This is a genomic window from Rhodoferax sp. GW821-FHT07G04 (assembly GCF_059418585.1).
In genome coordinates, this window is sequence record NZ_JBWKQD010000002.1 from 1 (window position 1) to 23,163 (window position 23,163).

Sequence of the window (23,163 nt, forward strand, 5' to 3'; positions counted from 1 at the left end):
GTGACGTTGCTGATGGCCGAGCCGGTGCTGGCGTTGCTGGCGTCGCCGCTGTAGCTGGCGCTGATGGCGGCCGTGCCAGTGGTGGTCAGCGCGCTGGTGGTCAGGCTGGCAACGCCGTTGACGACGTTGGCCTGGCCCAGGTAGGTCTGGCCGCTGAAGAAGTTGACCGTGCCCGTGGGGACGTTGCTGACTGCAACCTGTGCGTCCACACCTGCCCCATTCTTGAACTGCAGGTCGGTGATCTTGCTCGCGCTGTTGTAGAACGATGAGTCCAGATACAGCGGATTTGTGATGGTCGGTGGCGTCACCGTGCGCAGAACCGCGCCGTTCTTCAGGTAGCGGATGCTGGTGCCGTCATAGGTGACGCTCAACGTGTCGCTGGCTGTGTAGGTGCCTAAGGTAGTGGGGTATATCGTTCCACTTTCGTAAGCGAACAAGGATCCCGAGTTGCAGAACATGGCCCAGTCAATGGAGCCATAGCCGTTGTCCAGTGCCGGGTCAACGTTCAATCCGACCAAGGTATTGCCACCGGTGTCGCCCTTGAAGCTCACACTGGCGCCGCCGGTAAAGCCTACCGTGCTGCGAATGGAGGCATTCCAAGGCGTAGATGCGGGTGCCGTATAGGCGTTACCCGTCACAACAATTCCATCGGCCACGGTGATGGCGCTGAAGGATGTGTTGTTGGCCACATTGGCCGTCAAGGTAATAGGCGAACCCGCCGCCACCGTGCCCACCGATGGACTCAGGCTGACCGTAGGCGCACTGGCCGTGATGACCTGGGTCAGTACCGCAGAGGTTGCCCCCGCACTGTTGGCGTCGCCTATGTATTGGGCCGTGATGCTGTGGCTGCCAGTTGTGAGTGCACTGGTGCTGAACGTGGCTATGCCGTTGACCAAGGTGGCTGGCCCCAGCAGGGTCGCACCATCGTAAAAGTTCACATTGCCCGTGGGCGCCAGGGTGGGGTTCAGGCCCGTGGCCTGCAGCGTGAAGGTGACGCTGCTGCCCTTGGCGGCGTTGGGGTTGAAGCTGGCGAGGCTCAGCGTGGCCGGTGCCGCCAGTACGTTGACGCCCACAGGGGTGGCGCTGACGCTGGCCGGGTTGCTGGCATCGCCGGCGTAGCTGGCCGTGATGCTGTTGGCTCCCAGGGCCAGATTGCTTAGCGTGAGCGTGGCCGTGCCGTTGCTGATGGTGGCCACGCCCAGCACGGTGGTGCCTTTGAGGAAGGCTACGCTGCCCGTGGGGTTGCTGCCCGTGACTTGGGCCGTGAGGGTGACGCTGGCGCCTTGGGCCGCGTTGCTAGGGGTAGCGCTGACCGTCGTGGTGGTGCCCGTACTGGAGCCACTGGCCAGGACGTTGACGGTGGCGTAGGCGGATGTGCTGGTGGCGGACTCCAGGTTGCCCAGGTAGGTGGCATGCAGGACATGGCTATTCACGCTCAAGCCGGTGAGTGTGAAGACCGCAACGCCGTTGTTCAATTGTGCGTTGTATTCGGTTGCGCCGTCGTAGAGTTTGACGGCACCCGTTGCAGCGGGAGCCAGTGCATCCAATGCGTTGACCGAGACCGTGACGGTCAAGTTGCTGCCCGCAACCACGGTGTTGGATGCCATCGCCATGCTGGTGGTCGTGGCCGTGATGGGCAGCGCCACGCCTGCGACGGTGGCCGAGGTGCTGGCCGCGGCGTTGGCATCGCCCGAGTACACGGCGGTGAGCGCGTTGGTGCCCAACGGCAGGTTGGTGGCCGTGAAGTTTGCGACTCCGCCGCTCAGGACGACGGGGGTGGCATTGAGCAGCGTGGCGCCGTTGTAGAAGTTCACCGTGCCGGTGGCGGTAGGGTTTCCTGCGCCGGTGGTCACGGTGGCCGTCAAGGTGCGGGTGGTGCTTTGCGTGCCGGTGGCGGGGTTGGTCGCCAGATCGATGCTGCTTTGCGCCAGGACGCTGATATTGCGTGTGCTGGCACTGGTGCTGGCACCGTTGGCGGCATTGCCGGAATAGATGGCGGTGATGCTGTGGCTGCCTGCGCCCAGGGTGGCCAGCGCCAGGCTGGCGCTGCCACTGCTCAGTTGGGCGCTGCCCAAGATGGTGCTGCCGTCCATGAATGTCACCGTGCCATCCAAGGCCGCATTGGCGCCGCCGTTGCTGACGTTGGCAACCAGTGTGACGGGTTCGCCTTGGACGGCATTGGCCACGTTGCTGCTCAGGCTCAGTGCGGTGGTGACCAGGATGGTCTGCTGGATGGCGCCGGAGACGCTGCTGGCGTTGTTGGCATCGCCCTGGTAGCGGGCGGTGATCGTGTGCTGACCGACTGTGAGGCCTGTGGTGTTCAGGGTGGCGATGCCATTGGAGATGGGCACAGGACTGCCCAGTGCAGTGGCGCCATCAAAGAAGGTGACTGTTCCGCTGGGGTTGTTGCCCAGGACATGGGCGACCAAGCCCACTGAGGCGCCTTGTGCGGCATTACCTGCCGTGGCTTGCAATTGCACGGCGCTGGCGGTACTGCCAATGGTCGCGTGTTGGACCAAGGCTCCCTGCTCGACAAAGAACTGCGTGCCGTCGCCCAGCAAGGCGGTGTCGATGGCGTGTGCCAATTGGGTCACGGACAGTATGCGTGAGCTGGCATCGTATTCGGTCTGGGTGACGTAGCCTGCACCATCGATCTGCCAGGCCAGGCGGCCTGCGGCATCGTAAAAGTTCCAGGTGACTTGGTCCTGGGTGCTGATGGTCGAGCCCACGACGGTTCGGCTGGGACGGATGTCCGCCAGGGCCGGGTTGGTGGGTTTGCCATTGCCGTCGACCAAGCGCGTTACGTCCACCGCAGTGGCATAGCGGATGGTTTCGCTGACTTGGTTGTTGGCGGTGTAGACGTACTCGGTCAGACCACCGGTGGCGTCGATATCGGCGACCTTCCTGTTGGCTGGGTCATAGAGTGCCCAGTGGCGCACGCCCGTGGGGTCCTGGGTCATCACCAAGCGGTTGTTGGTGTCGTAGAAGTAGTTGGACGTGCCCAGGTTGGGTGCGCTGGCCGTGGATTGCATGACGCTGACCAGGCGGCCTGCTGCGTCGTAGCTGGATGTCGTGGAGAGGCCATTGGCCAAGGTGACGGTGGTCTTGGCGCCCACGTCGTCATAGGTCGTCGTGGTGGTGTTGTTGCTCACGCCGTCCGCCGATGGCGTGGTGCTGGAGATCACCCGCCCGAAGCCGTCATAGGCAAAGAGGGAGACATTGGTGGCGTTGGCCTGTATGGTCTTGAGCAACTCGCCCGCTTGGCTGTACACGTAGTTGGTGGTGCTGGGCTGGTTGCCGCCGCTGCCGTCCACGTTCACGGTGGCGTAGGTGGTGGTGCTTTTGAGCTGCCCGCGGAAGTCGTAGCGGGTGTCGGTGCGCAGTGTCTGGGTCAGGTCTTGTGTTCCAGCCCAGGTTTGCAGGGCCGATTCGCTGGGGACATCGGTGATGGCCAGGCCGGTGGTGTCGTACACGGCTTGGGCGTATTCAATGGTCACTTCGCATTGGCCGGACGCGTCATATTGGTATTGGGTGACACGGCCTTCGGCGCTGATGTGGAAGCGCAGCCGGTTTTTACCAGCCGCGTCATAGACGTTGCGGCCGGTCATGGCCTGGCCTGTGGCGCCGGCAACGGTGTAGAAGGTCTCGGTCAGGAGTTGGTTCCTGGCGTTGAAGGTCCGTGCGATGGTGTTGCCCAAGGCATCGACTTGCTGGGTCTGGTTGCCGTGGCTGTCGTAGCTGAAGGTGATGGCAGCGTCGAATCCGTCCGTGATGGAGGTGACGTCGCCTGCCGGGTTGTATGCATAGTTGAGTTGGGACAGGCCCGCCGCATTGCCCGCCGAGATGCCGGTGCAGACGCGCGTCAGTTGGCCTTTGGCGTCGTACTGGAAGCTGGTGGCTCCACCCAATGAGTCGGTGACCGTGGTGCGGTTGTTGACTGTGTCGTAGGCGTATCGCGTGGTTTGGTTCAGTCCATCGGTGATGGTGTCCACCCGATAGCTGCCATCGGGCATGTTGATGTAGGTGATGGCCAGGCTGCTGCCATCGGTTTGGCTCACCGTCGCAATGCGTTTGCTGGCGCCGTCGTAGGTGTAGTTGGTGACGTAGGTCTTGCCGTCGGTGATCGCATTGTCGGAGGGGCTCAGGTCCACGGTGACGCTGGACAGGCGGTTGCTGGTGTCGTAGAGGTAGTGCACCCGGGTGGTCGTATCACCACCTTGGGTTATCACACGGATTTGGCTGAGCTTGTTGCCGTCGTAGTCATACCGGGTTACCTCGCCCGAGGCGTCGGTGACGCTTTCCAGGAGTCCGCCGTTGTAGCCGTAGGTGATGGTGTTGCCGTTGGCGTCCGTGCGGGATAGCAACTTGGCCGTCGCCGCCCCTTCGTAGCGTTCCTTGGTCCCGGTGCTGCCTTCGGTCCACTCAAACTGGTCGTCCGCGCTGACGTAAACGATGTCGTTGTAGGCGCCGTCACCGTCGGTGCTGGTGTATTTACCAGACGCAAGGTCAAATTGGTAGACAGACTGGGATCCATCGCTGGCGGTGCGGGTGATGGTGCTGCCGGCGGTGTTACGGGTGCCGCTGAGTTGGAGAGGCTGGTTGTAGATGCCCAGGGACCAGTTGTCGCCGTTGTCGTCGTTGAGCAGGCCTTGGCTGTTGTAGGTCCGTACTGCCGAGACATCCAGGCCCTGTGAGGCCAAAAAGTCGTCGCGATTGCGCAGTATGAAATTGCCGTTGGCGATGTTGACATAGGCAAGTTCACCACTGCGTCCCTGAGCTGCCGACCCGAAGGTGCCGCGTTGGCCCAGCGTGGCCCACGAGGTCAAGTTCAAACCCAAAGAATTGCCGCTTACGATCGCTACCATGTGCTTCCGCCCTGAATGTTGTGCGCATGGAAACATCCTTTCCATGCCTATCCACGACATATCTCCAGCACACAGAATTTGTTTAGCGGATAACCCTTCGTGATAGTCGGGTTTTGGCTCCTTTCAGCAAAGGTTCCAGCGGGGCCCCGCACATCAAAGCCGGTCCAGACGTACGAAATTAGCGGTCTACTTGAAGCGTCATACCCGCCGCGCGCAAGCGTGCCACCAGCACGTCGCCCAAGCCGCTGGCCGGTGTCAGCAGGCCACCATACTTGCGCCCGCCCGGCAGTTCATCCAGCTGCATTGCCAAAGCCAATGCCGATTCGCACAACATCTTGGTAGTAGCACGGTTGCCGGGGTCTCCCTTATCGGCAATCATGCCGTGCACGGTCTTGCCGCTGGCGCTGTGACCCACCCACAGCGCACGGAACGAGCCGCCGTCCATGCTGGCCTCGGACGGGCCTGCACCGGGTGGGGGTGCGAATTTCTGCGCCAGCTTGCGCACCGGCGGCAAACGCAGCGCCGCCTGCGATGTGTACGAACCCACGCTGAGGCCGGTAGCGGCCCAAGCCGCCACCGGCCCCTTGCCCAGGCGCAAATACTCCTGGTAGGCAAAGCCTGGGGCATAACCCAGCAGTGCAGCACTGCGCCGCACGACGCGGGTGTTGATGGTGGACATCATGAAGGGCGCCAGCCAGGCACCAAAGTCGGCATCACGGCGCGGGCCAATCGGGTCGGCATGGGCCCATGCGGCATTGGCCGGGCGCGTACCATTGGGGTTCAGCAAGAACGGGTCGGCCACCAAGTCCGATTGGCCCGACGCCAGCATATTGAACAGCGAGGCCAGCGTGCCGCCGTTGAAGCCGCCGCGTATGCTAAAGGCCACCTTGGCCTCCACACAGGGCTCGCCATGGCGCTCTTGCATGGCCGCGTTGGCCAGGTGCACGCTGATGTCTGATGGAATGGAATCAAACCCGCAAAACGGAATGATGCGCGCACCCTTGCGCTGGGCGGCCTCATGATGCAGGTCAATCATGTCCTTGACCCAGGGCGTCTCGCCGGTGATGTCTACGTAGTGGGTGCCGTGGCGAACACAGGCGGCCACCAGCTCGCTCCCATACAGTGCAAAGGGTCCGGCGGTGCTGAGCACCACTTTGGCGTTGCGGGCCAGCGCGTCCATGGCGGTGGCGTCATGCGCCTCGGCCACCACAATGCCAGCCTGCTGGGCGCCGCTGGCCTTGCGCACGGCCTCCAGCTTGTCTTTGGATCGACCAGCCAATGCCCAGGTCAGGCCCGAGGATTGGACATCGGCGCTCTGCGCAAAGTAGTCCACCGTTTGGCGGCCTACAAAGCCGGTGGCGCCGTACAGCACCACGTCGTATTGTTTTGCCGAAGATTTGCTGGCAGGCATGGCGTGCTCCTTAGCTCCTGAAGTAGGCGAAGCATAGACCCATTCATACCCTGGTGGCCTATCGGGCCTGTCGCCTAGGCAACGCCGTTGGGCCACAAGCCGGGCTAGGATGCGCCTCTTATGCAGCCGGCTTGTGTGCCGCTGCCTCTTGTGTTCCATTGATTGCCACTGCGGAGATCCAGCCATGTCCTCACTCACCAACCTCGTCAACCACCAGATCCGCCTCGCCGCCCGCCCCGTGGGCATGCCTAAGCCCACCGATTGGAGCCACACCACAGAGGCCGTGGCGGAGCCAGCCGAGGGCGGCATCATCGTCAAGACCCTGGCGCTGTCGCTGGACCCGGCCATGCGCGGCTGGATGAACGAAGGCAAAAGCTACATCCCACCGGTGGGCATTGGCGAAGTCATGCGCGCCGGTGGTATCGGCAAGGTGATTGCTTCCAAGAGCGATGCGTACAAGGTCGGTGACCTGGTCAGCGCCACGCTGGGCGTGCAGGAATACGTAACGCTCGCCGCCGATGACTTCAAGCGCAACGGCCTGTTCAAGATCGACCAGCGCGCCGGCAGCGTGACCCAGTGGCTCAATGTGCTGGGCATGCCCGGCATGACCGGCTACTTCGGCCTGATGGACGTGGGCCTGCCCAAGGCCGGTGAAACCGTGGTGGTGTCTGGCGCGGCCGGGGCCGTGGGCCAGACCGTGGGCCAGATCGCCAAGATCAAGGGCTGCCGCGTGGTCGGCATTGCCGGCGGTGCCGCCAAGTGCGACTGGGTGGTCAAGGAACTGGGCTTCGACGCCTGCATCGACTACAAGGCCGGCCCCGGCGCCGTGCGCGCCGGTTTGAAGGAACACTGCCCCAAGGGCGTGGACATCTATTTCGACAACGTGGGCGGCGAGATCCTGGACGATGTGCTGGCCAAGATCACCCGCGGCGCCCGCATCATCATCTGCGGCGCGATCAGCCAGTACAACAACACGACCGCCGTGCAAGGCCCCAAGAACTACCTGAGCCTGCTGGTGAACCGCGCCCGCATGGAAGGCATCGTCGTGTTCGACTACGCCGACCGCTACCACCTGGCCGTGGCCGAGATGGCCGGCTATATCCGCGAAGGCAAGATGAAGAGCAAGGAAGACGTGGTGGTTGGCCTGCAGACCTTCCCCGACACGCTGCTCAAGCTGTTCAACGGCGAGAACTTCGGCAAGCTGGTGCTGGAAGTAGCCAAAGACTGAGCATCGCGCTGATGGGGCGGCACCTTAGTCGCTTCTATTTTGATAGCAACAAACTAATATCAGACGAGGGCTAGAGGCCAAAATCATCTGCAAATGGCGATACACTGCCCAATAAAACCCAATATGGGTATATTTGGCACAAATACCGCCGCGCAGGGGTCATGCCGCATGCGGCAGTCCTTATTCAATCCAGCAGCGCCGCGTACACGAGATTACGGAACAGTGGCCGGTAATAGTCCCGCTGGTTGGGCGCCTGCAGCATCATCAGCGCGAAGAAATCCTTGGCCGGGTCCACAAAGAACGTGGTGCCGGCAATGCCGCCCCAGAAGTACAGGCCCTTGGAGCCCGCCTGGGCGGCAATACCCTCCTCCAGCCGCACGGCAAAACCCAGGCCGAAGCCGTGGCCCGGTGGCAGCAGTTCGCCGGAGCGGCCGACGCGGTGCACGCCAATGCTACCCAAGTGGTCAGCGGTCATATAGCGCACAGTGGCGGTGCTGAGAATGCGCTGGCCATCCAGTTCGCCGCCGTTCAGCAGGCACTGCAGAAAGCGGGCGTAGTCGGCGGATGTGGATGCCAGCCCCGCCCCGCCCGCTTCCAGCGCGGCGTTCTGGCGCAGGTCGATCAGGCGCGGGGCGATACCGCCATCCGGGTCGATGGCAAAGGGCTCCGCGATGCGGTGGTGCTTGTCCGGCGGCACCACAAAGGAGGTGTCCACCATGCCCAGCGGGCTGAGGATGTGGTCTTGCAAATAGGCGCCCAGCGTCTGGCCGCTGACAACCTCGATCAGCGCGCCCAGCAAATCCGTGGCGCGGCTGTACTCCCACACCGTGCCAGGTTCAAACATCAGCGGTAGCGCCGCCAGGGCCTTGGAAAACTCGCGGTTGCTGCGCGTGCGCGAGGCTAGGCGAGCCTGTGCGTATTGGCGCTGGACGGGCTCACTGCCCAGGAGCTCATACGTCAGGCCGGCGGTGTGGCGCAACAGGTCTTGTACCGTAGGTTCGGTTTTCGGGCGCTGTAGAACCGTTTGGTCATCGACCACCGTGCTGACCTGCAGGTCGGCAAACTCCGGCAGGTATTTGGCGACCGGGTCGCTCAGCAACAACTGGCCGCGCTCCATCAATTGCATGACCGCCACGGAGACGATGGGTTTGGTCATGGAGTAGATGCGGAAGATGGAATCCAGCTCCATGGGCACGCCGTGGGCCGGGTCCTGCTGGCCGACGTTTTGGTGCAACAGCACCTGACCGCGGCGTGCGATCAGGGCGACCGCGCCGGGCAGGCGGGCCTTGGTGACCTCGGACTGCAGCACCTCGACCAGATGGCGCACGCGCTGCGGACAAAAGCCCAAGTCCTTGGCCGAACCCAAAGGGAGTTGCTTGCCCGATCCCGTCATGCGCCACTTCCGGTCTGGCCATAACGCTGGCGTGCCAGGGCCGCGCCTTGGGCCAAAGCCTCCAGTTTCTTCACCGCCACCTCGCGGCTCATGGGCGCCAGGCCGCAATTGGTACAGGGGAAGATGCGGTTGCGCGGCAGGTGTTGCAGCGCCACACCGATCGTGTCGGCAATCTGCTCCGGCGTTTCGATCACGTCACTGGCGACGTCGATGACACCGACCATGACGTCCTTGTCCTTCAGCAGCGCCATCAAGTCGGGCGGCACATGGGAGTGGTAGCACTCCAGACTCACCTGCTTAATGCTGCTGGCCGCCAGCGCAGGGAACACCTGCGCATATTGGCGCCATTCCTGGCCCAGGGTTTCCTTCCAGTCGGTATTGGCCTTGATGCCATAGCCGTAACAGATATGGACCGCTGTGGTACAGGTCAGACCGCGCGCGGCGACCTCCAGCGCCTGGACTCCCCAGTCCGCCGCGTCCTGCATATAGACATTGAAGGCCGGCTCGTCGAACTGGATGATGTCCACGCCATCGGCCTGTAGCGCCAGGGCCTCCTGGTTCAGCAGCTCGGCAAAGGCGAAAGCCATCTTCTTTTTGTCGCCATAAAAGCGGTCGGCCACGGTATCCACAATCGTCAGCGGGCCAGGCAAGGTGAACTTCAGCTTCTTCTGGGTGTGGGCGCGGGCCAGTTGGGCCTCGAAGGCGTGCACCCGGCCCTTCAGGCGCAATTCGGCAATGACCTGGGGCACCTGGGCGTCGTAGCGGTTGTTGCGGATGCCCATCGTGACCTTGTGTTCAAAGTCTATGCCCTCCACCTGCTCCAAAAAGCCGTGCACAAAATGCTGGCGACTTTGCTCGCCGTCGCCCACGATATCCAGGCCCGCGTCTTCCTGGGCCTTGATCCACAACAGGGTGGCATCGGCCTTGGCCTGCTGCAGCTCGGGGCCAGCCAGCTTCCACTGCGGCCAGAGTTTTTCAGTCTCGGACAACCACGAAGGTTTGGGCAGACTGCCGGCGATGGCGGTTTCGAACATGGGTTACTTTCCTTCTTGCTCCTGCAGCAAACGCCACATCACTTTACCCGCTCCGCTCTTGGGCAGGGCTTCGACAAACTGCACCACGCGCGGCACCTTGTAGACGGCCATGTTCTCGCGGCACCAGTCGATGATGCTCTGCTCGGTGACCAGATCCTTGTGCGTGGAGCGCAGCACCACCACGGCCTTGACCGACTCACCGCGGTAGCTGTCGGGCGTAGAAATGATGCAGGCCTCTTGGATGGCGGGGTGGCGGTACATCAGCGCCTCCACCTCGGCTGGCCAGACCTTGAAGCCCGAGGCATTGATCATGCGCTTGAGCCGGTCGGTCAGGAAGAAGTAACCGTCTTCGTCGACCATGCCGATGTCGCCCGAGCGGAAGAAGCGCTTGCCGTCCAGCTCAATGAAGGCTGCGGCCGTGGCGTCGGGGCGCTTCCAGTAGCCGTTGAACACCTCGGGACCGTGCATGATGATTTCACCCGACTCGCCCACCGGCATTTCCTGCAGCGTGTCGGGGTCGATGACGCGGGCGTCCGTACCCATGAAGGGAATGCCCAGGCATTGCTGCTTGGGCGCGTCCGGCGGGTTGCTGTGGCTGGGGGCGGCCGTCTCGGTCAGGCCATAGCCTTCCACATAGCGCAAGTCAAACTGCTCCAGCAGGCGCTGGGCCACGGCCTGGGGCATGGCCGCGCCGCCGCCGCCAATGTAGACCAGGCTGGAGAGGTCATAACTGGCGAAGTTCGGGCTGGCCATCAGGTCGATGACCATGGTGGGGATATTGGTCCAGTGCGTGACCTTGCGGCGCGAGATCAGGCGCCCGGCCAGGTCGCGGTCCCAGCGCGGCATCAGCACCATGGTGGCGCCGGCCCGCACGCTGGTGTGCATGACGCTGACCATGCCGGTGATGTGGAACATGGGCACCACGACCAGCACCACGTTCTCGGCCGAGCCATTGCCCCACAGGCCGCTGGCCAGCGCGTTGTGCATGATGCTGCTGTGCGGGTGCATGCAGCCCTTGGGCAGGCCGGTGGTGCCGCTGGTGTAGGGCAGCAGGGCCAGGTCGGTGGGGCCCACCGTCAGCGGCGGTAATTCCCCACCCGCGTTGAGGGCATCGTTCCAGGCCAGGACCTCGCCGCCATGCAAGGTCGGCATAGGGTGCCGGGTCAGCAACCATTGGCTCCAGGCGGCGGGGGGCGCATCGTCGCCCTGCACGTCGGCATCAAAGGCGTCGGCAAAGTGGGTGACGACCAGATGGGCCAATCGGTCCTTGGCGTCCAGTGCATCACTGGCGCGCACCCATTCGGGGGCCAGGTCGGCGGTGGTGATGGCGACCCGCGCATCGGGGTCGGTGATGTAGTGCTTGAGCTCTTCGGCCCGGTTCATAGGGTTGACCGGCACCACCACCGCATTGGCCCGCAGGATGGCGAAATGGGCGATGATGAGCTGCGGGCAGTTTTGCATGCACAGCACAACCCTATCGCCTTTATTGACCCCCAGCCCCCGCAAACATTGTGCAAGTCGCTCTGCTTTTTGTAGCAGTTGCGCGTAACTCAGCACCGTGCCGAAGAAGATGATGGCCGCCTTGTCGGGGTAGCGGCGGGCACTGGTCTCCAAGTTGTCCCATAGCGAGGTCGCGGGAACGGTGATGGAATGGGGTAGCCGCTTGGGCCAGAATTTGTAATGGGCGCGCACCGAAACTCCTCAGAACGAATGGATGCCACAAGACTAGCGCGCCACAACCCCTGCCGCATCCGGGTAGGCCCCAACGCAGGCCAGAATCAGTCGCCTGGGCGACGCCCTGGGCACAGAAATTGCGGAGCACCCTGCAAGGGGCCAAGCAGCCGGCCGGTATTGGGGCATGCGCATTTTGCATGGTTAACCCGTAAAAACCCATGGTTACATTGGCCCGCGAGGGACTAACATCAGCGGGTTGGTTCTGGCCACGTTTTGCAACGCTTAATCCGCTTTGGATTCAACATCAACCGAAGACTATTAGGAAAAGACATGAAAAAACATCTGTTTGCCATCGCTGCCGCAACTGTTGCCGCAGCCATGATCCCCTTTGGCGCAGCACATGCGCAGGCCACGGACACCATCGCCAAGGTCAAGGCTTCGGGCACCGTCACCATGGGCGTGCGCGATTCCTCCGGCGCCCTGTCGTTCACGCTGGGTGACGGCAAGTACGCGGGCTACCATGTTGAAGTCTGCCAACGCATCATCGCCAATCTGGAAAAGGCCGCCGGCAAGAAGCTGGAAACCAAGTACCTGGCCGTGACCTCGCAAAACCGTATCCCCCTGGTGCAAAACGGCACCGTGGACATCGAGTGCGGCTCCACCACCAATAACGCCACCCGCCAAAAGGACGTGTCCTTTGTAGTCACCACCTATGTGGAAGAAGTGCGCATCGCCGTCAAGGCCAATTCCGGCATCACGTCCATCAACCAATTGAAGGACCGCAACGTCGCCACCACCACCGGCACCACCTCAGTGCAATTGCTGCGCAAGCATGAGCGCGCCACCGGTATCGACTTCAAGGAAGTCTTCGGCAAGGACCACGCCGACAGCTTCCTGCTGCTGGAATCCGGCCGTGCCGATGCGTTCGTGATGGATGGCCAGATCCTGGCCGGCAACATCGCCACCTCCAAAGCACCTGCTGACTACAAGATCGTCGGCGAAGTGCTGAACGTGGAACCCATCGCCATCATGATCCACAAGGACGACGCCGCCTTCAAGAAGCTGGCTGACGACACCGTGAAGGATCTGATCAAGTCCGGCGAACTGGCCAAGATCTATGACAAGTGGTTCATGCAACCCATCCCACCCAAGAACACCAAGGTCGGCCTGCCAGCCAGCGACGCCACCAAGGCCGCCTGGGCTAACCCCAACGACAAGCCCGCCGAAGACTACGCGAAGAAATAAAACCCTTCGCACCGACCAAGCAACAAAGCCCGCCCGAATCCTGGTGGCGGGCTTTTGTTTGGGGGGCTTACGGGTATAAGATTTGTAGCATGCAGCGCGCTGTGACCATGACAGCCGCCAACGTAGAGGAGCAGCCTGAATGAACTGGCAATGGGAAGTCTTTTTAATGGACCCGGGCGGCAAACAGCCGACCTATTGGGAATGGATGCTGTCTGCGTGGGGTTGGACCGTCTCCGTCTCGCTACTATCCCTGTTCATCGCCTTGAGCATAGGCTCTATCATCGGCATCCTGCGCACGCTGCCCGACAGCCCCTGGCTGGTGCGCCTGGGCAATGCCTGGGTGGAGTTCTTCCGCAACATCCCGCTCTTGGTGCAGATCTTCGTGTGGTACCACGTGATACCTGCGCTGGTGCCACCCATGAAAGACGTGCCAGGCTTCTACCTGGTGGTCTTGGCACTGGGCTTCTTTACCTCCGCGCGTATCGCCGAGCAGGTGCGCGCCGGCATCCAGGCACTGCCCAAGGGCCAGCGCTACGCCGGCATGGCCATGGGGTTCACCACGCCACAGTACTACCGCTACGTGATACTGCCGATGGCCTACCGCATTGTCATCCCACCGCTGACCAGCGAGTCCATGAATATCTTCAAAAACTCGTCGGTCGCCTTTGCAGTCTCTATCTCCGAGTTGACCATGTTTGCCATGCAGGCCCAGGAAGAGACTTCGCGCGGCATTGAAATCTACATGGCCGTTACGGCCTGCTACGTCGTTTCCGCTTTCGCCATCAACCGCATCATGGCCTTTATCGAGAAAAAGACCCGGGTCCCCGGCTTCATTGCCCAAGCAGGCGGCGGAGGTCACTGATATGAATTTGGACTTTTCCTTCTACAACTGGGAACTCATCCGCGCCTTTATCCTGAAGGGCTTCTACTTCAGCGTCGTGCTGACGGTGGTCGCCACCGCGGGTGGCGTGGTATTCGGCACCCTGCTGGCCATGATGCGCCTCTCCGGCCGCAAATGGCTGGACTTCCCTGCAACCTTCTACGTCAACGGCATGCGCAGCATTCCGCTGGTCATGGTGATCCTGTGGTTCTACCTGTTGGTACCGGGTTCGTTCTACGCGGCCATACCCTGGCGCTTGGGTGAGAACTACCGCTCCGAGATTTCGGCCGTCATCACCTTCGTGGCGTTTGAAGCGGCTTACTTCAGCGAGATCATGCGCGCCGGCATCCAGTCCATTCCACGCGGTCAGGTGTTTGCCGGCCAAGCAGTGGGCATGACCTACAGCCAGAACATGAAGCTGATCATTCTGCCCCAGGCTTTCCGCAACATGCTGCCGGTGCTGCTGACGCAGACCATCATCTTGTTCCAGGACACATCGCTGGTCTACGCCATCGGCGCCTACGACCTGCTGAAGGGCTTTGACGCGGCGGGCAAGAATTTCAACCGGCCCATCGAGTCCTACTTGTTGGCCGCGGTGGTGTACTTCATCATCTGCTACAGCCTGTCCTATGCGGTCAAGCGCCTGCACAAGAAGATCGCCATCATCCGCTGAATATGACCCCCACGCTTGCCACTTCGTGTGCTGCGCTGCCCCCCAAGGGGGCGCGTTTTGCCTTGGGGCGGCCCGGCGGCAAAACCTATTGAATTGATCTGGAGAGCGAACATGATTGAAATGAAGAACGTGTCCAAGTGGTATGGCCCAGTGCAGGTGCTGACCGACTGCTCGGTGAGTATCAAAAAGGGCGACGTGGTGGTGGTCTGCGGCCCCTCGGGTTCGGGCAAGTCCACGTTGATCAAAACCGTCAACGCGCTAGAGCCCATCCAGCAAGGCATCATCACCGTCGACGGCACCCAGGTGAACGCACCCGGCACCGATCTGCCCAAGCTGCGCTCCAAGGTGGGCATGGTGTTCCAGCACTTTGAGCTGTTCCCCCACTTGAGCGTCACCGAGAACCTGACCATTGCCCAGATCAAGGTGCTGGGCCGCAGCGCCGACGAAGCCAAGACCCGCGGCCTGAAGATGCTGGACCGCGTGGGCCTCATGGCCCACAAGGACAAATTCCCCGGCCAACTGTCTGGCGGTCAGCAGCAGCGCGTGGCCATTGCCCGCGCGCTGTCCATGGACCCCATCGTGATGCTGTTCGACGAACCCACCTCTGCGCTGGACCCCGAAATGGTCGGCGAAGTGCTGGACGTCATGGTGGGCCTGGCCAAGGAAGGCATGACCATGATGGTGGTCACGCACGAAATGGGCTTTGCACGCAAGGTGGCCAGTCGCGTTATTTTCATTGACGTGGGTGGCCACATTCTGGAAGACTGTGGCAAGGACGAGTTTTTCAACCACCCCGAAAACCGCCAGCCCCGCACCAAAGATTTCCTGAGCAAGATCTTGCAACACTGAAACCACCGCCATAAGGATCACCTGCCATGCCCAGCGCCAACAACCGATCCATCTCCGCACGCCTGACCATGGGGTTTGGCGGCATACTGATTCTGCTGATCGCGGTTGCCGCCGTCGGCCAGTATTCGGCCAAGGCGGTGCAAAAGCGCATGCAGGAGATCACCGGCGTCAATGCCAGCAAGACCAAGCTGGCCAACGCCATGTTGGCGAGTGTCAATGCGCTGGGGATTGAGAGCCGCTCGGCGGTGATGCTGGATGCTGTGGACGCGGCACGGTCCAAGGAGCAGAGCAAGCGTTTCGCCGAGACCTTCAAGCGCTACCAGACGCAAGAGAAAGAACTGTCTGCCCTGGTGCAAGAGGGTGACGTCAATGCGGATGAACAGAAGCTCTTGAAGGAAATCACTGACATCAGCCGCAAGACGGGTCCTGAAATGCAAGAGGCTGTGGGTCAAGCATTGGACGGCGATGCGGTGGCCGCCAATATGACGCTGATGGTGCGCGTCAACCCCGGCGAGCTGGCCTGGAACCAGAAGCTGGCGGGCATGGTTGAGTTGCAATACGCGCGCAGCCAAGAGGCCACGCAGTTGGCCGAGAAAACCCAATCGCAAGCCCTGTTCACCGGCAGTGCGCTGGTGGTCGTGGCCCTGGCCCTGGGCGCCTTCATCGCCTGGCGCATCACATTGAGTATCACCGCCCCCATTGGCCGTGCCGTCGTGGTGGCCGAGCGCATTGCCGCCGGTGACCTGACTTCGGCGGTAGAAGTGCGCATCAACGATGAAACCGGTCGCCTGCTGGAAGCCATTGCCACCATGCAGGACAAGCTGCGCGAACTGGTGGGCAATATCAGCACCACGGCCAACAACATCGAATCCAGCAGTGCCGAAGTGGCCAGCGCAACATTGGACCTGAGCCAGCGCACCGAGGTGGCATCGCACAACCTGCAGTCCGCCGCCGGTAACCTCGAAAACCTCAACACCACCGTGGAACACAGCGCCGAATCGGCCCGCAATGCCAATCGGCTGGCCGCCGCCGCGTCCGACACGGCCACGCGCAGTGGGGAAGTGGTCAGCAAGGTGGTGCAGCGCATGGACGACATCAGCGCCAGCTCCCGCAAGATTGCGGACATCATTTCCGTCATCGACGGCATCGCCTTCCAGACGAATATCCTGGCGCTGAATGCCGCCGTAGAAGCCGCCCGGGCCGGTGAACAAGGCCGTGGCTTTGCGGTCGTGGCCAGCGAAGTGCGCAGCCTGGCCGGACGCGCTGCAGCATCGGCCAAGGAGATCAAGACGCTGATCGGCAACAGCACCGAGCAGGTCGAAGCCGGCACCGCCCTGGTGGCGCAGGCCGGCCACATCATCCAGGACATGGTGCAGTCGGTCAAAGACGTGTCGGCCATCGTGGGCGAGATTGCCGTGGCCACCGGCGAGCAAAGCGGGCGCATCGGCTCCATTTCCCACGCGGTCACGCAGTTGGACGACACCCTGCAGCAAAACGCCGCCATGGTGGAAGAAAGCGCGGCCGCGTCGGAAAACCTCAAAGAGCAGGCGCGCAATCTGACGCACATCGTCAGCAACTTCCGCTTGAGCCGCGACGAGCCAGGCTACAGCAAGCATGTCGGCACCGCGGGCCCCGCCGCCCAGCCGGCACCGCAGGCCCTGTCCGGCGGATCGCCCCGTCTGCTCTCCAGCCGCTGACGGCACCCACCACCCAGCGGCCCGGCGGAGCCGCTCGGCTATATGCCCACACATCTATATGCACATGCCGAATGTGCTCTGAGGGTCCGCGTAAACTGTTGTGTTCCTTGTGTAATTTACTGGAGTACTTGTAGATGAAACTGAATACCGTGAAGACCATAGCCACCGCCGTGGCGTCCCTGGGCCTGCTGTGGGCCGCTCCCGCCCATGCGGGCAAGACGCTGGACGGCATCAAGGCCCGCGGCCAAGTGATCTGCGGCGTGCACACCGGTCTGGCCGGTTTCTCTGCCGCCGACTCCAGCGGCAAGTGGAATGGCCTGGACTCCGACATCTGCCGCGCCATTGCCGCCGCCACGCTGGGTGATGGCGACAAGGTCAAATACGTGCCCCTGCCCGCGCAGGCCCGCTTCACGGCGCTGCAATCCGGTGAGGTGGACATCCTGTCGCGCAACACCACCTTCACGCTGACGCGCGACGCCTCCCTGGGCCTGAACCAGACCGCCGTCACCTACTACGACGGCCAGGGCTTCATGGTGCCGGTCAAGAGCAAGATCAAGAGCCCCAAGCAGCTCAAAGGCCAGACCGTGTGCGTGCAATCCGGCACCACCACCGAAAAGAACCTCACCGACTATTCCAAAGCCAATGGCCTGAACGTCAAGCCCGTGGTGTTTGAAAAGCTCGAAGCCGTGGAAGGCGCCTACTTCTCGGGCCGTTGCATCGCCTACACCACCGACGCATCGGGCTTGGCATCGGTGCGCAACAAGTCGGCCAAGAACCCGGCCGACCACATCATCCTGCCCGAAATCATTTCCAAAGAGCCGCTGGGCCCGCTGGTACGCCGCGGTGATGACGAGTGGTTCGCCATTGTCAAATGGGTCGTCTACGGCCTGATCGAAGCCGAAGAATATGGCGTGACCCAAGCCAATGTGGATGCGATGAAGACAAGCACCGACCCCGTGGTGGGCCGCATCCTGGGTACGACCGAAGACACCGGCAAGCTGCTGGGCCTGGACAAGGAATGGCTGGCCCGTGCCATCAAGACCACCGGCAACTACGGCGAGATTTTTGAGCGCAACGTAGGCCCCCATTCGGCACTGCAACTGCCACGCGGCCTCAACAACCTGTGGAACAAGGGCGGCCTGATGTACGCCTACCCCGTGCGCTAGGGCCTGTCCAAACCGTGACCACCACCCGCCTGGCCCCACCCAAGAAGAAACGCTGGAGCTGGCGCAGCCAGGCCTTTCGGGGCCTGGTGTACCAAATCCTCGCGGTCGCGGCCATTGGCCTGACCGTCTGGTTTCTGGCCCACAACACCGCAACCAATATGCGGATCCGGGGTATCCAAAGCGGGTTTGACTTTCTGTCCAGCGCCGCCGGTTTTGACATCGGCGAAAACCTCTACCCGTTTGACTCCGGCGAACCCTATTGGCGCGCCTTCCTGGTCGGCTTGACCAACACACTGCGGGTTGCCGTGCTGGGCATCATCCTCACCACCGTGCTGGGCACGCTGATTGGCGTGGGCCGCTTCTCGCGCAATGCACTGGTGCGCGGCCTGTGCAGCGTGTATGTCGAAGTGTTCCGCAACGTACCGGTGCTGCTGCAGTTGCTGATGTGGTACCTGCTCTTCACCGAACTGCTGCCGGCATCGACCGAACCCATTACCTTGGGCCCCTTCTTCCTCAGCAAAGGGGGGCTGAACTTTCCCATCCCGATCTGGGCCACCGGCCACGCCTGGGCGGCCTGGGGGCTGTTGGCAGGCTTGGCGTTGGCCTGGTGGCAGCGCCAGCGCGCCATACGGGCCTTTGAGCGCACCGGCCAGCCCCGCAGCACCTTCTGGTTACCGTTGGCCATCGTGGTCGTGACGGGGCTCGTGGGCTGGTTGCTGGGCGGCGCCCCCACCGAGCTGGACAGCCCCAAGCAAGGCGAGTTCGCGATTGAAAACGGCGGCGCGCTGACGCCCGAATTCCTATCCGTGCTGCTGGGCCTGACCATCTACACCGCGGCATTCGTGGCCGAGGTCGTGCGCGGCGGCATACAGTCCGTGCCGCTGGGCCAGGGCGAAGCCGCCAGTGCATTGGGCCTGAGCCCGCTGCAAGAGATGCGCCTGGTCAAGTTGCCGCAGGCCCTGCGGGTCATCATCCCGCCGATGACCAACCAGTACCTCAACCTGACCAAGAATTCGTCGCTGGCCGTGGCCATTGGCTACCCCGACGTGGTGTCCATCGCCAACACGGCCATCAACCAGACCGGGCGGGCTGTGGAGTGCATCTCGGTCATCATGCTGGTCTACCTCACTACCTCGCTGGCGACCTCGCTGCTGATGAACTGGTACAACGCCCGTGCGGCCATCAAGGAACGTTGACACCCATGGCCGGCCAAACCTTCGCACCCATTCCCGCGCGCCCCGCACCGGTCCGCACCATTGGCCTGCTGCCGTGGATTCGCAGCAATCTGTTCGGCAGTGTGTCCACCGCGGTGGGCACCCTCATCGTCGGCGGGCTACTGCTGTGGGTGCTGCCCCAGATGCTGGGCTGGGCACTGTTCAAGGCGGTGTGGATACCCAGTGCCGATGCCTGTCGCGTGGACGGCGCCGGTGCCTGCTGGGGCGTGGTCGCCGAGAAATACCGGCTGATCCTGTTTGGCCGCTACCCGTTCGAAGCGCAATGGCGGCCGCTGGTGGCCACCGTGCTGATGCTGGCGCTGCTGGTTGCCAGTTGCATGCGCGCATTCTGGAAGCCGTGGCTGGCGATTCTGTGGATCGCCGTGCTGGCCACGTTTTTCACCATCATGTTTGGCGGCGTGCTGGGCCTCGCCCGGGTGGAGACCGACCGCTGGGGCGGCTTGCCACTGACGATCTTGCTGGCCTCGCTGTCTGTGTCCATGGCCTTTCCCATCGCCCTGCTGGTGGCCCTGGGGCGGCGCTCCAATCTGCCGGCCATCCGCAGCGCCTGCACCATTTATGTGGAGCTGATACGCGGCGTGCCGCTGATCTCGGTGCTGTTCATGGCGTCCTTCATGTTCCCGCTGTTCATGCCACAGGGCTTCACGATCGACGTGCTGATCCGTGTGCTGGTGGGCATCACCGTGTTCGCAGCGGCCTATATGGCCGAGGTCATACGCGGCGGCCTGCAAGCCATCCCCAAGGGCCAGGTCGAGGCCGCGGCCACGCTGGGCCTGTCGTACTGGCAGACGCAGCGCAAGATCGTGCTGCCGCAGGCACTGGCCATGGTGGTGCCGGGCATCGTCAACGGCTTTATCTCCACGTTCAAGGACACATCCCTGGTCACCATCGTCAGCCTGTACGAACTGACCGGCGCCATGGGCCTGGCACTCAACTCCGATGCCGATTGGCGCCCGTTCAAGATCGAAGGCTACCTCTTCATCGCCTCCATCTACTTCGTCTTCTGCTTCTCGATGTCGCGCTACAGCCACTGGGTCGAGAAGCAGGTCAACAAAAGCAAGCTCCGCTAAAGCACACCTACGCACCCCCCTATCTATGTCCGAACCCATCATCCGCTTCGACAAGGTCAACAAGTGGTACGGCAACAATTTCCATGTGCTGCGCGACATTGACCTGTCGGTTTCCAAGGGCGAGCGCATCGTCATCTGTGGGCCATCGGGCTCAGGCAAGTCCACACTGATACGCTGCATCAACCGGCTTGAGGAGCACCAGCAGGGCAGCCTGGTGGTGGACGGCGTGGAGCTGGGCGACGACGTCAAGGTGATTGACGATGTGCGCAAGAAGGTGGGCATGGTGTTCCAGCAGTTCAACCTGTTCCCCCACCTGACGGTGCTGGAGAACCTGACACTGTCACCCATGTGGGTGGGCAAGCTGCCCAAGAAGGAGGCCGAAGCCAAGGCCATGGAGCAACTCAACCGCGTGCGCATTGCCGAGCAAGCCCACAAGTACCCGCTGCAGCTCTCCGGCGGCCAGCAGCAGCGCGTGGCCATTGCGCGCGCGCTGTGCCTGACCCCCAAGATCATGCTGTTCGACGAGCCCACCAGTGCGCTGGACCCCGAGATGATCAAGGAAGTGCTGGACGTAATGGTCGAAATGGCCAGCCACGGCATCACGATGATCTGCGTGACGCACGAGATGGGCTTCGCCAAAGCCGTGGCCGACCGCGTGATCTTCATGGACCAAGGGCAGATCGTGGAGCAGAACACCCCGCACGCGTTCTTCAACAATCCGCAGAGTGAGCGCAGCCGGGATTTCTTGTCGAAGATTCTGGGGCACTGAGTTCTTCTATGACCGCGGCCGCCCACACACAACTCGATGCGCTACAAGTGGCGCTGGATCAGTTGCGCAGTAGCGCCTTGACGCCCCATGCGCTGTCCGACCTGGCCCGTGCCCAGACCCAACTGGTGGACACGCTGCCGCCCCGCTACGGTGAGGTACTACTGGGGCTGCTGGATCGGCTGGAATCCAGTGCGATGTTCAGTGAAGAGAGTTGCTCTTTCAGCCAGCAGGGGCTGCTGGACAACCTGCAGGTGTGGGTGGACAAGGCGCGGGGGCAGTTGCGGGCTGAGCCGCCTCAGGCGCTCCACCGCAGAGGGTGAGCCCCATCGGGCTGGCTGGGCGTTGGGCCGATTTGGCAAAGCGAAGCGCCTATGAGGCCCGGCGCCCAGCCAGCCCGATGGGGTGGAGCGCGATGAGCCCTGAACCCTACTGCGGCGTGGACAACTCAGATGGCGCGGCGGTAGCAGACGTAGTTGACCCCAAACGCTCAGTCGTCCAACGCAGCAAATCCATCCACATCTGGCGCATTTCCGCATCCATCGGCGTGTGCGACGCACTGGGCAGTTCGATGGTGACCACGGGCACACCCTTGTGGATGCCGCCGTAGTTACCCAGCGAGCCGGGGAAGATGCCCACCTGGTCCAGGTACAAGCGCCCCAAGCGGCTGGGCGGCACCGAGGGGCCGTCAAAGTCCAGCACGCCATAGGGTGCGTGCACGCTGACGATCAGGTTGGGTTTGAAGCTGTCGATCTGCTCCAGCAGGAAGCGCGACTCGGGTTCTGACAGGGCCTCCTTGCCCGGCCAGCGGCGCGGATCACGGCGGGTGCGGCTCTCCCAGTACTGGCGGGCGTCTCGGGTCCAGTTGGGGGTGGGGAAGTTGCGGTTCAGGTCCACACCATGGGCATTGACGCGCCGGGCGGGCTTGGCAAACATGCCATCCGGGTTCAGCGTGGGGATGAAGCGCCAGTGGATGGGCGTGGGGGTGTCGGACGGGGGCGTTTGCGCCAACGCAATCCAGTGGAAGACCAGGGAGCTGGACGACATCTCGTCGCCATGGATGCCCCCCAGCACCAACACGCGCAAAGGCTTGCCATCGGCAGGCACATCGCGGCTCCAGATGGGGCGGCCCAGCACCGAGCGTGCCTTGGTGTCCTGCAACTGCGCAGCCTCGCACAAGACCGGTTTCACATTCGGAATTTTGGCCACATAGTCTGCGCAAGACTTCATGGGTATTGCATGGGCAGCTATGCAATTGGTAGCAAAGACGAGCAGGGCCAGGGTTCTGAAACGCATGGACCGATTGTAGATTGGCCTTGCCAGGCTCAGCTTGTCGTGGACAGCACAGCCCGTCGTCGCAAATATGGGTTAAATTGCGGCGATGCCCTCGATAGCCCGCCCGCCACAGGCCCTTCCGCCTAATTTTTCTGCCACCGAATTCCGCGACGCCCTGGGCATGTTCGCCACCGGCGTGACCATTGTGACGGCCCGCTCCGACCAAGGCCGTTACGTGGGCCTGACGGCCAACTCGTTCAACTCCGTGTCCCTGTCGCCACCGCTGGTGCTATGGAGCCTGGCCCGCTCGGCCGGCTCCATGGCCGCGTTCAGCGCAGGCTCGCACTACGCCATCAACATCCTCAGCGCGGACCAGCAAGACCTGGCCAAGCAATTTGCCACGCGCGACAGCGACCGCTTTGCGGGCGTGCAGTTCACACTGGGCGCTGGTGGGGCACCACTGATTGCCGGCGCCGCGGCCAGCTTTGAGTGCTTCAACCGCAGCCGCTATGAGGAAGGCGACCACGTGATCTTTGTCGGTGAGGTGGAGCGCTGCACACACCAGCCCGGCGCGTCACCACTGCTCTTCCATGGCGGCAAGTTCTATGCGGAGCATCCCCTCTGAGGATTGCAATCCGCTATCAATAAGCTAGCGAAATGTGCTTATTTGACGAGGGCTAGCGGCCGAAATGGCTTAAGCCA

General features: G+C 62.6%; 18 protein-coding genes. 12 read left to right on the forward strand and 6 right to left on the reverse strand.

Annotation, left to right across the window (positions count from 1 at the left end; all coding sequences use genetic code 11):
* A partial coding sequence (locus tag AC07OO_RS09210; protein ID WP_495081802.1) for a beta strand repeat-containing protein occupies nucleotides 1-4,865 on the reverse strand: 4,865 nt, incomplete at its 3' end.
* Nucleotides 4,866-5,043: 178 nt separating this feature from the next.
* Entirely contained in the window at nucleotides 5,044-6,276 is a 1,233-nt protein-coding gene (locus AC07OO_RS09215; protein ID WP_495081803.1) for a saccharopine dehydrogenase family protein, read from the reverse strand.
* A 184-nt stretch (nucleotides 6,277-6,460) separates the two neighbouring features.
* On the opposite strand from AC07OO_RS09215, the gene AC07OO_RS09220 reads away from it, so the two are divergent.
* On the forward strand, nucleotides 6,461-7,504 hold the full coding sequence (locus tag AC07OO_RS09220) for an NADP-dependent oxidoreductase (protein WP_495081804.1): 1,044 nt from the start codon (nucleotides 6,461-6,463) through the stop codon (nucleotides 7,502-7,504).
* A gap of 184 nt (nucleotides 7,505-7,688) precedes the next feature.
* On the opposite strand, the gene AC07OO_RS09225 is transcribed toward AC07OO_RS09220, so the two are convergent.
* From AC07OO_RS09225 to AC07OO_RS09235, 3 genes are read right to left on the reverse strand one after another with little or no spacing between them, the layout of a single operon-like run.
* Nucleotides 7,689-8,897, reverse strand: coding sequence for a serine hydrolase domain-containing protein (locus AC07OO_RS09225; RefSeq protein ID WP_495081805.1), 1,209 nt, complete (start codon nucleotides 8,895-8,897; stop codon nucleotides 7,689-7,691).
* Nucleotides 8,894-9,931: a methionine synthase gene (locus tag AC07OO_RS09230; RefSeq protein ID WP_495081806.1), complete on the reverse strand. Its 1,038-nt coding sequence runs from the start codon at nucleotides 9,929-9,931 to the stop codon at nucleotides 8,894-8,896. The genes AC07OO_RS09225 and AC07OO_RS09230 overlap by 4 nt, the downstream gene beginning before the upstream one ends.
* A 3-nt stretch (nucleotides 9,932-9,934) precedes the next feature.
* Entirely contained in the window at nucleotides 9,935-11,623 is a 1,689-nt protein-coding gene (locus tag AC07OO_RS09235) for a long-chain fatty acid--CoA ligase (protein ID WP_495081807.1), read from the reverse strand.
* Nucleotides 11,624-11,935: 312 nt separating this feature from the next.
* Between AC07OO_RS09235 and AC07OO_RS09240 the strand changes: the two genes are divergently transcribed.
* The 10 genes from AC07OO_RS09240 (at nucleotide 11,936) to AC07OO_RS09285 (ending at nucleotide 21,509) form a co-directional block, all read left to right on the forward strand.
* Entirely contained in the window at nucleotides 11,936-12,850 is a 915-nt protein-coding gene (locus tag AC07OO_RS09240) for an amino acid ABC transporter substrate-binding protein (RefSeq protein WP_495081808.1), read from the forward strand.
* 139 nt (nucleotides 12,851-12,989) lie between these two features.
* On the forward strand, nucleotides 12,990-13,712 hold the full coding sequence (locus AC07OO_RS09245) for an amino acid ABC transporter permease (RefSeq protein WP_495081809.1): 723 nt from the start codon (nucleotides 12,990-12,992) through the stop codon (nucleotides 13,710-13,712).
* 1 nt (nucleotide 13,713) lies between these two features.
* Nucleotides 13,714-14,403: an amino acid ABC transporter permease gene (locus AC07OO_RS09250; RefSeq protein WP_495081810.1), complete on the forward strand. Its 690-nt coding sequence runs from the start codon at nucleotides 13,714-13,716 to the stop codon at nucleotides 14,401-14,403.
* 111 nt (nucleotides 14,404-14,514) lie between these two features.
* Nucleotides 14,515-15,252: an amino acid ABC transporter ATP-binding protein gene (locus AC07OO_RS09255; RefSeq protein WP_495081811.1), complete on the forward strand. Its 738-nt coding sequence runs from the start codon at nucleotides 14,515-14,517 to the stop codon at nucleotides 15,250-15,252.
* Between the two features lie 26 nt (nucleotides 15,253-15,278).
* A complete protein-coding gene (locus AC07OO_RS09260; protein WP_495081812.1) occupies nucleotides 15,279-16,949 on the forward strand; it encodes a methyl-accepting chemotaxis protein in 1,671 nt (556 codons plus the stop codon).
* 134 nt (nucleotides 16,950-17,083) lie between these two features.
* A complete protein-coding gene (locus tag AC07OO_RS09265; RefSeq protein WP_495081813.1) occupies nucleotides 17,084-18,115 on the forward strand; it encodes an amino acid ABC transporter substrate-binding protein in 1,032 nt (343 codons plus the stop codon).
* Nucleotides 18,116-18,129: 14 nt separating this feature from the next.
* The gene (locus AC07OO_RS09270; protein ID WP_495081814.1) at nucleotides 18,130-19,311 is read left to right on the forward strand and encodes an amino acid ABC transporter permease; all 1,182 of its coding nucleotides are present in this window, start codon (nucleotides 18,130-18,132) and stop codon (nucleotides 19,309-19,311) included.
* A gap of 5 nt (nucleotides 19,312-19,316) precedes the next feature.
* Nucleotides 19,317-20,420, forward strand: coding sequence for an amino acid ABC transporter permease (locus AC07OO_RS09275; protein ID WP_495081815.1), 1,104 nt, complete (start codon nucleotides 19,317-19,319; stop codon nucleotides 20,418-20,420).
* A gap of 25 nt (nucleotides 20,421-20,445) precedes the next feature.
* On the forward strand, nucleotides 20,446-21,189 hold the full coding sequence (locus AC07OO_RS09280; protein ID WP_495081816.1) for an amino acid ABC transporter ATP-binding protein: 744 nt from the start codon (nucleotides 20,446-20,448) through the stop codon (nucleotides 21,187-21,189).
* 8 nt (nucleotides 21,190-21,197) lie between these two features.
* On the forward strand, nucleotides 21,198-21,509 hold the full coding sequence (locus AC07OO_RS09285) for a hypothetical protein (protein WP_495081817.1): 312 nt from the start codon (nucleotides 21,198-21,200) through the stop codon (nucleotides 21,507-21,509).
* Between the two features lie 106 nt (nucleotides 21,510-21,615).
* Here the strand turns inward: AC07OO_RS09285 and AC07OO_RS09290 are convergent, their stop codons facing one another.
* Nucleotides 21,616-22,482, reverse strand: coding sequence for a M14 family murein peptide amidase A (locus AC07OO_RS09290; protein ID WP_495081818.1), 867 nt, complete (start codon nucleotides 22,480-22,482; stop codon nucleotides 21,616-21,618).
* 85 nt (nucleotides 22,483-22,567) lie between these two features.
* Between AC07OO_RS09290 and AC07OO_RS09295 the strand changes: the two genes are divergently transcribed.
* Nucleotides 22,568-23,086, forward strand: a complete 519-nt coding sequence (locus AC07OO_RS09295) for a flavin reductase family protein (RefSeq protein ID WP_495081819.1) — start codon at nucleotides 22,568-22,570, stop codon at nucleotides 23,084-23,086.
* Nucleotides 23,087-23,163 lie beyond the last annotated feature (77 nt).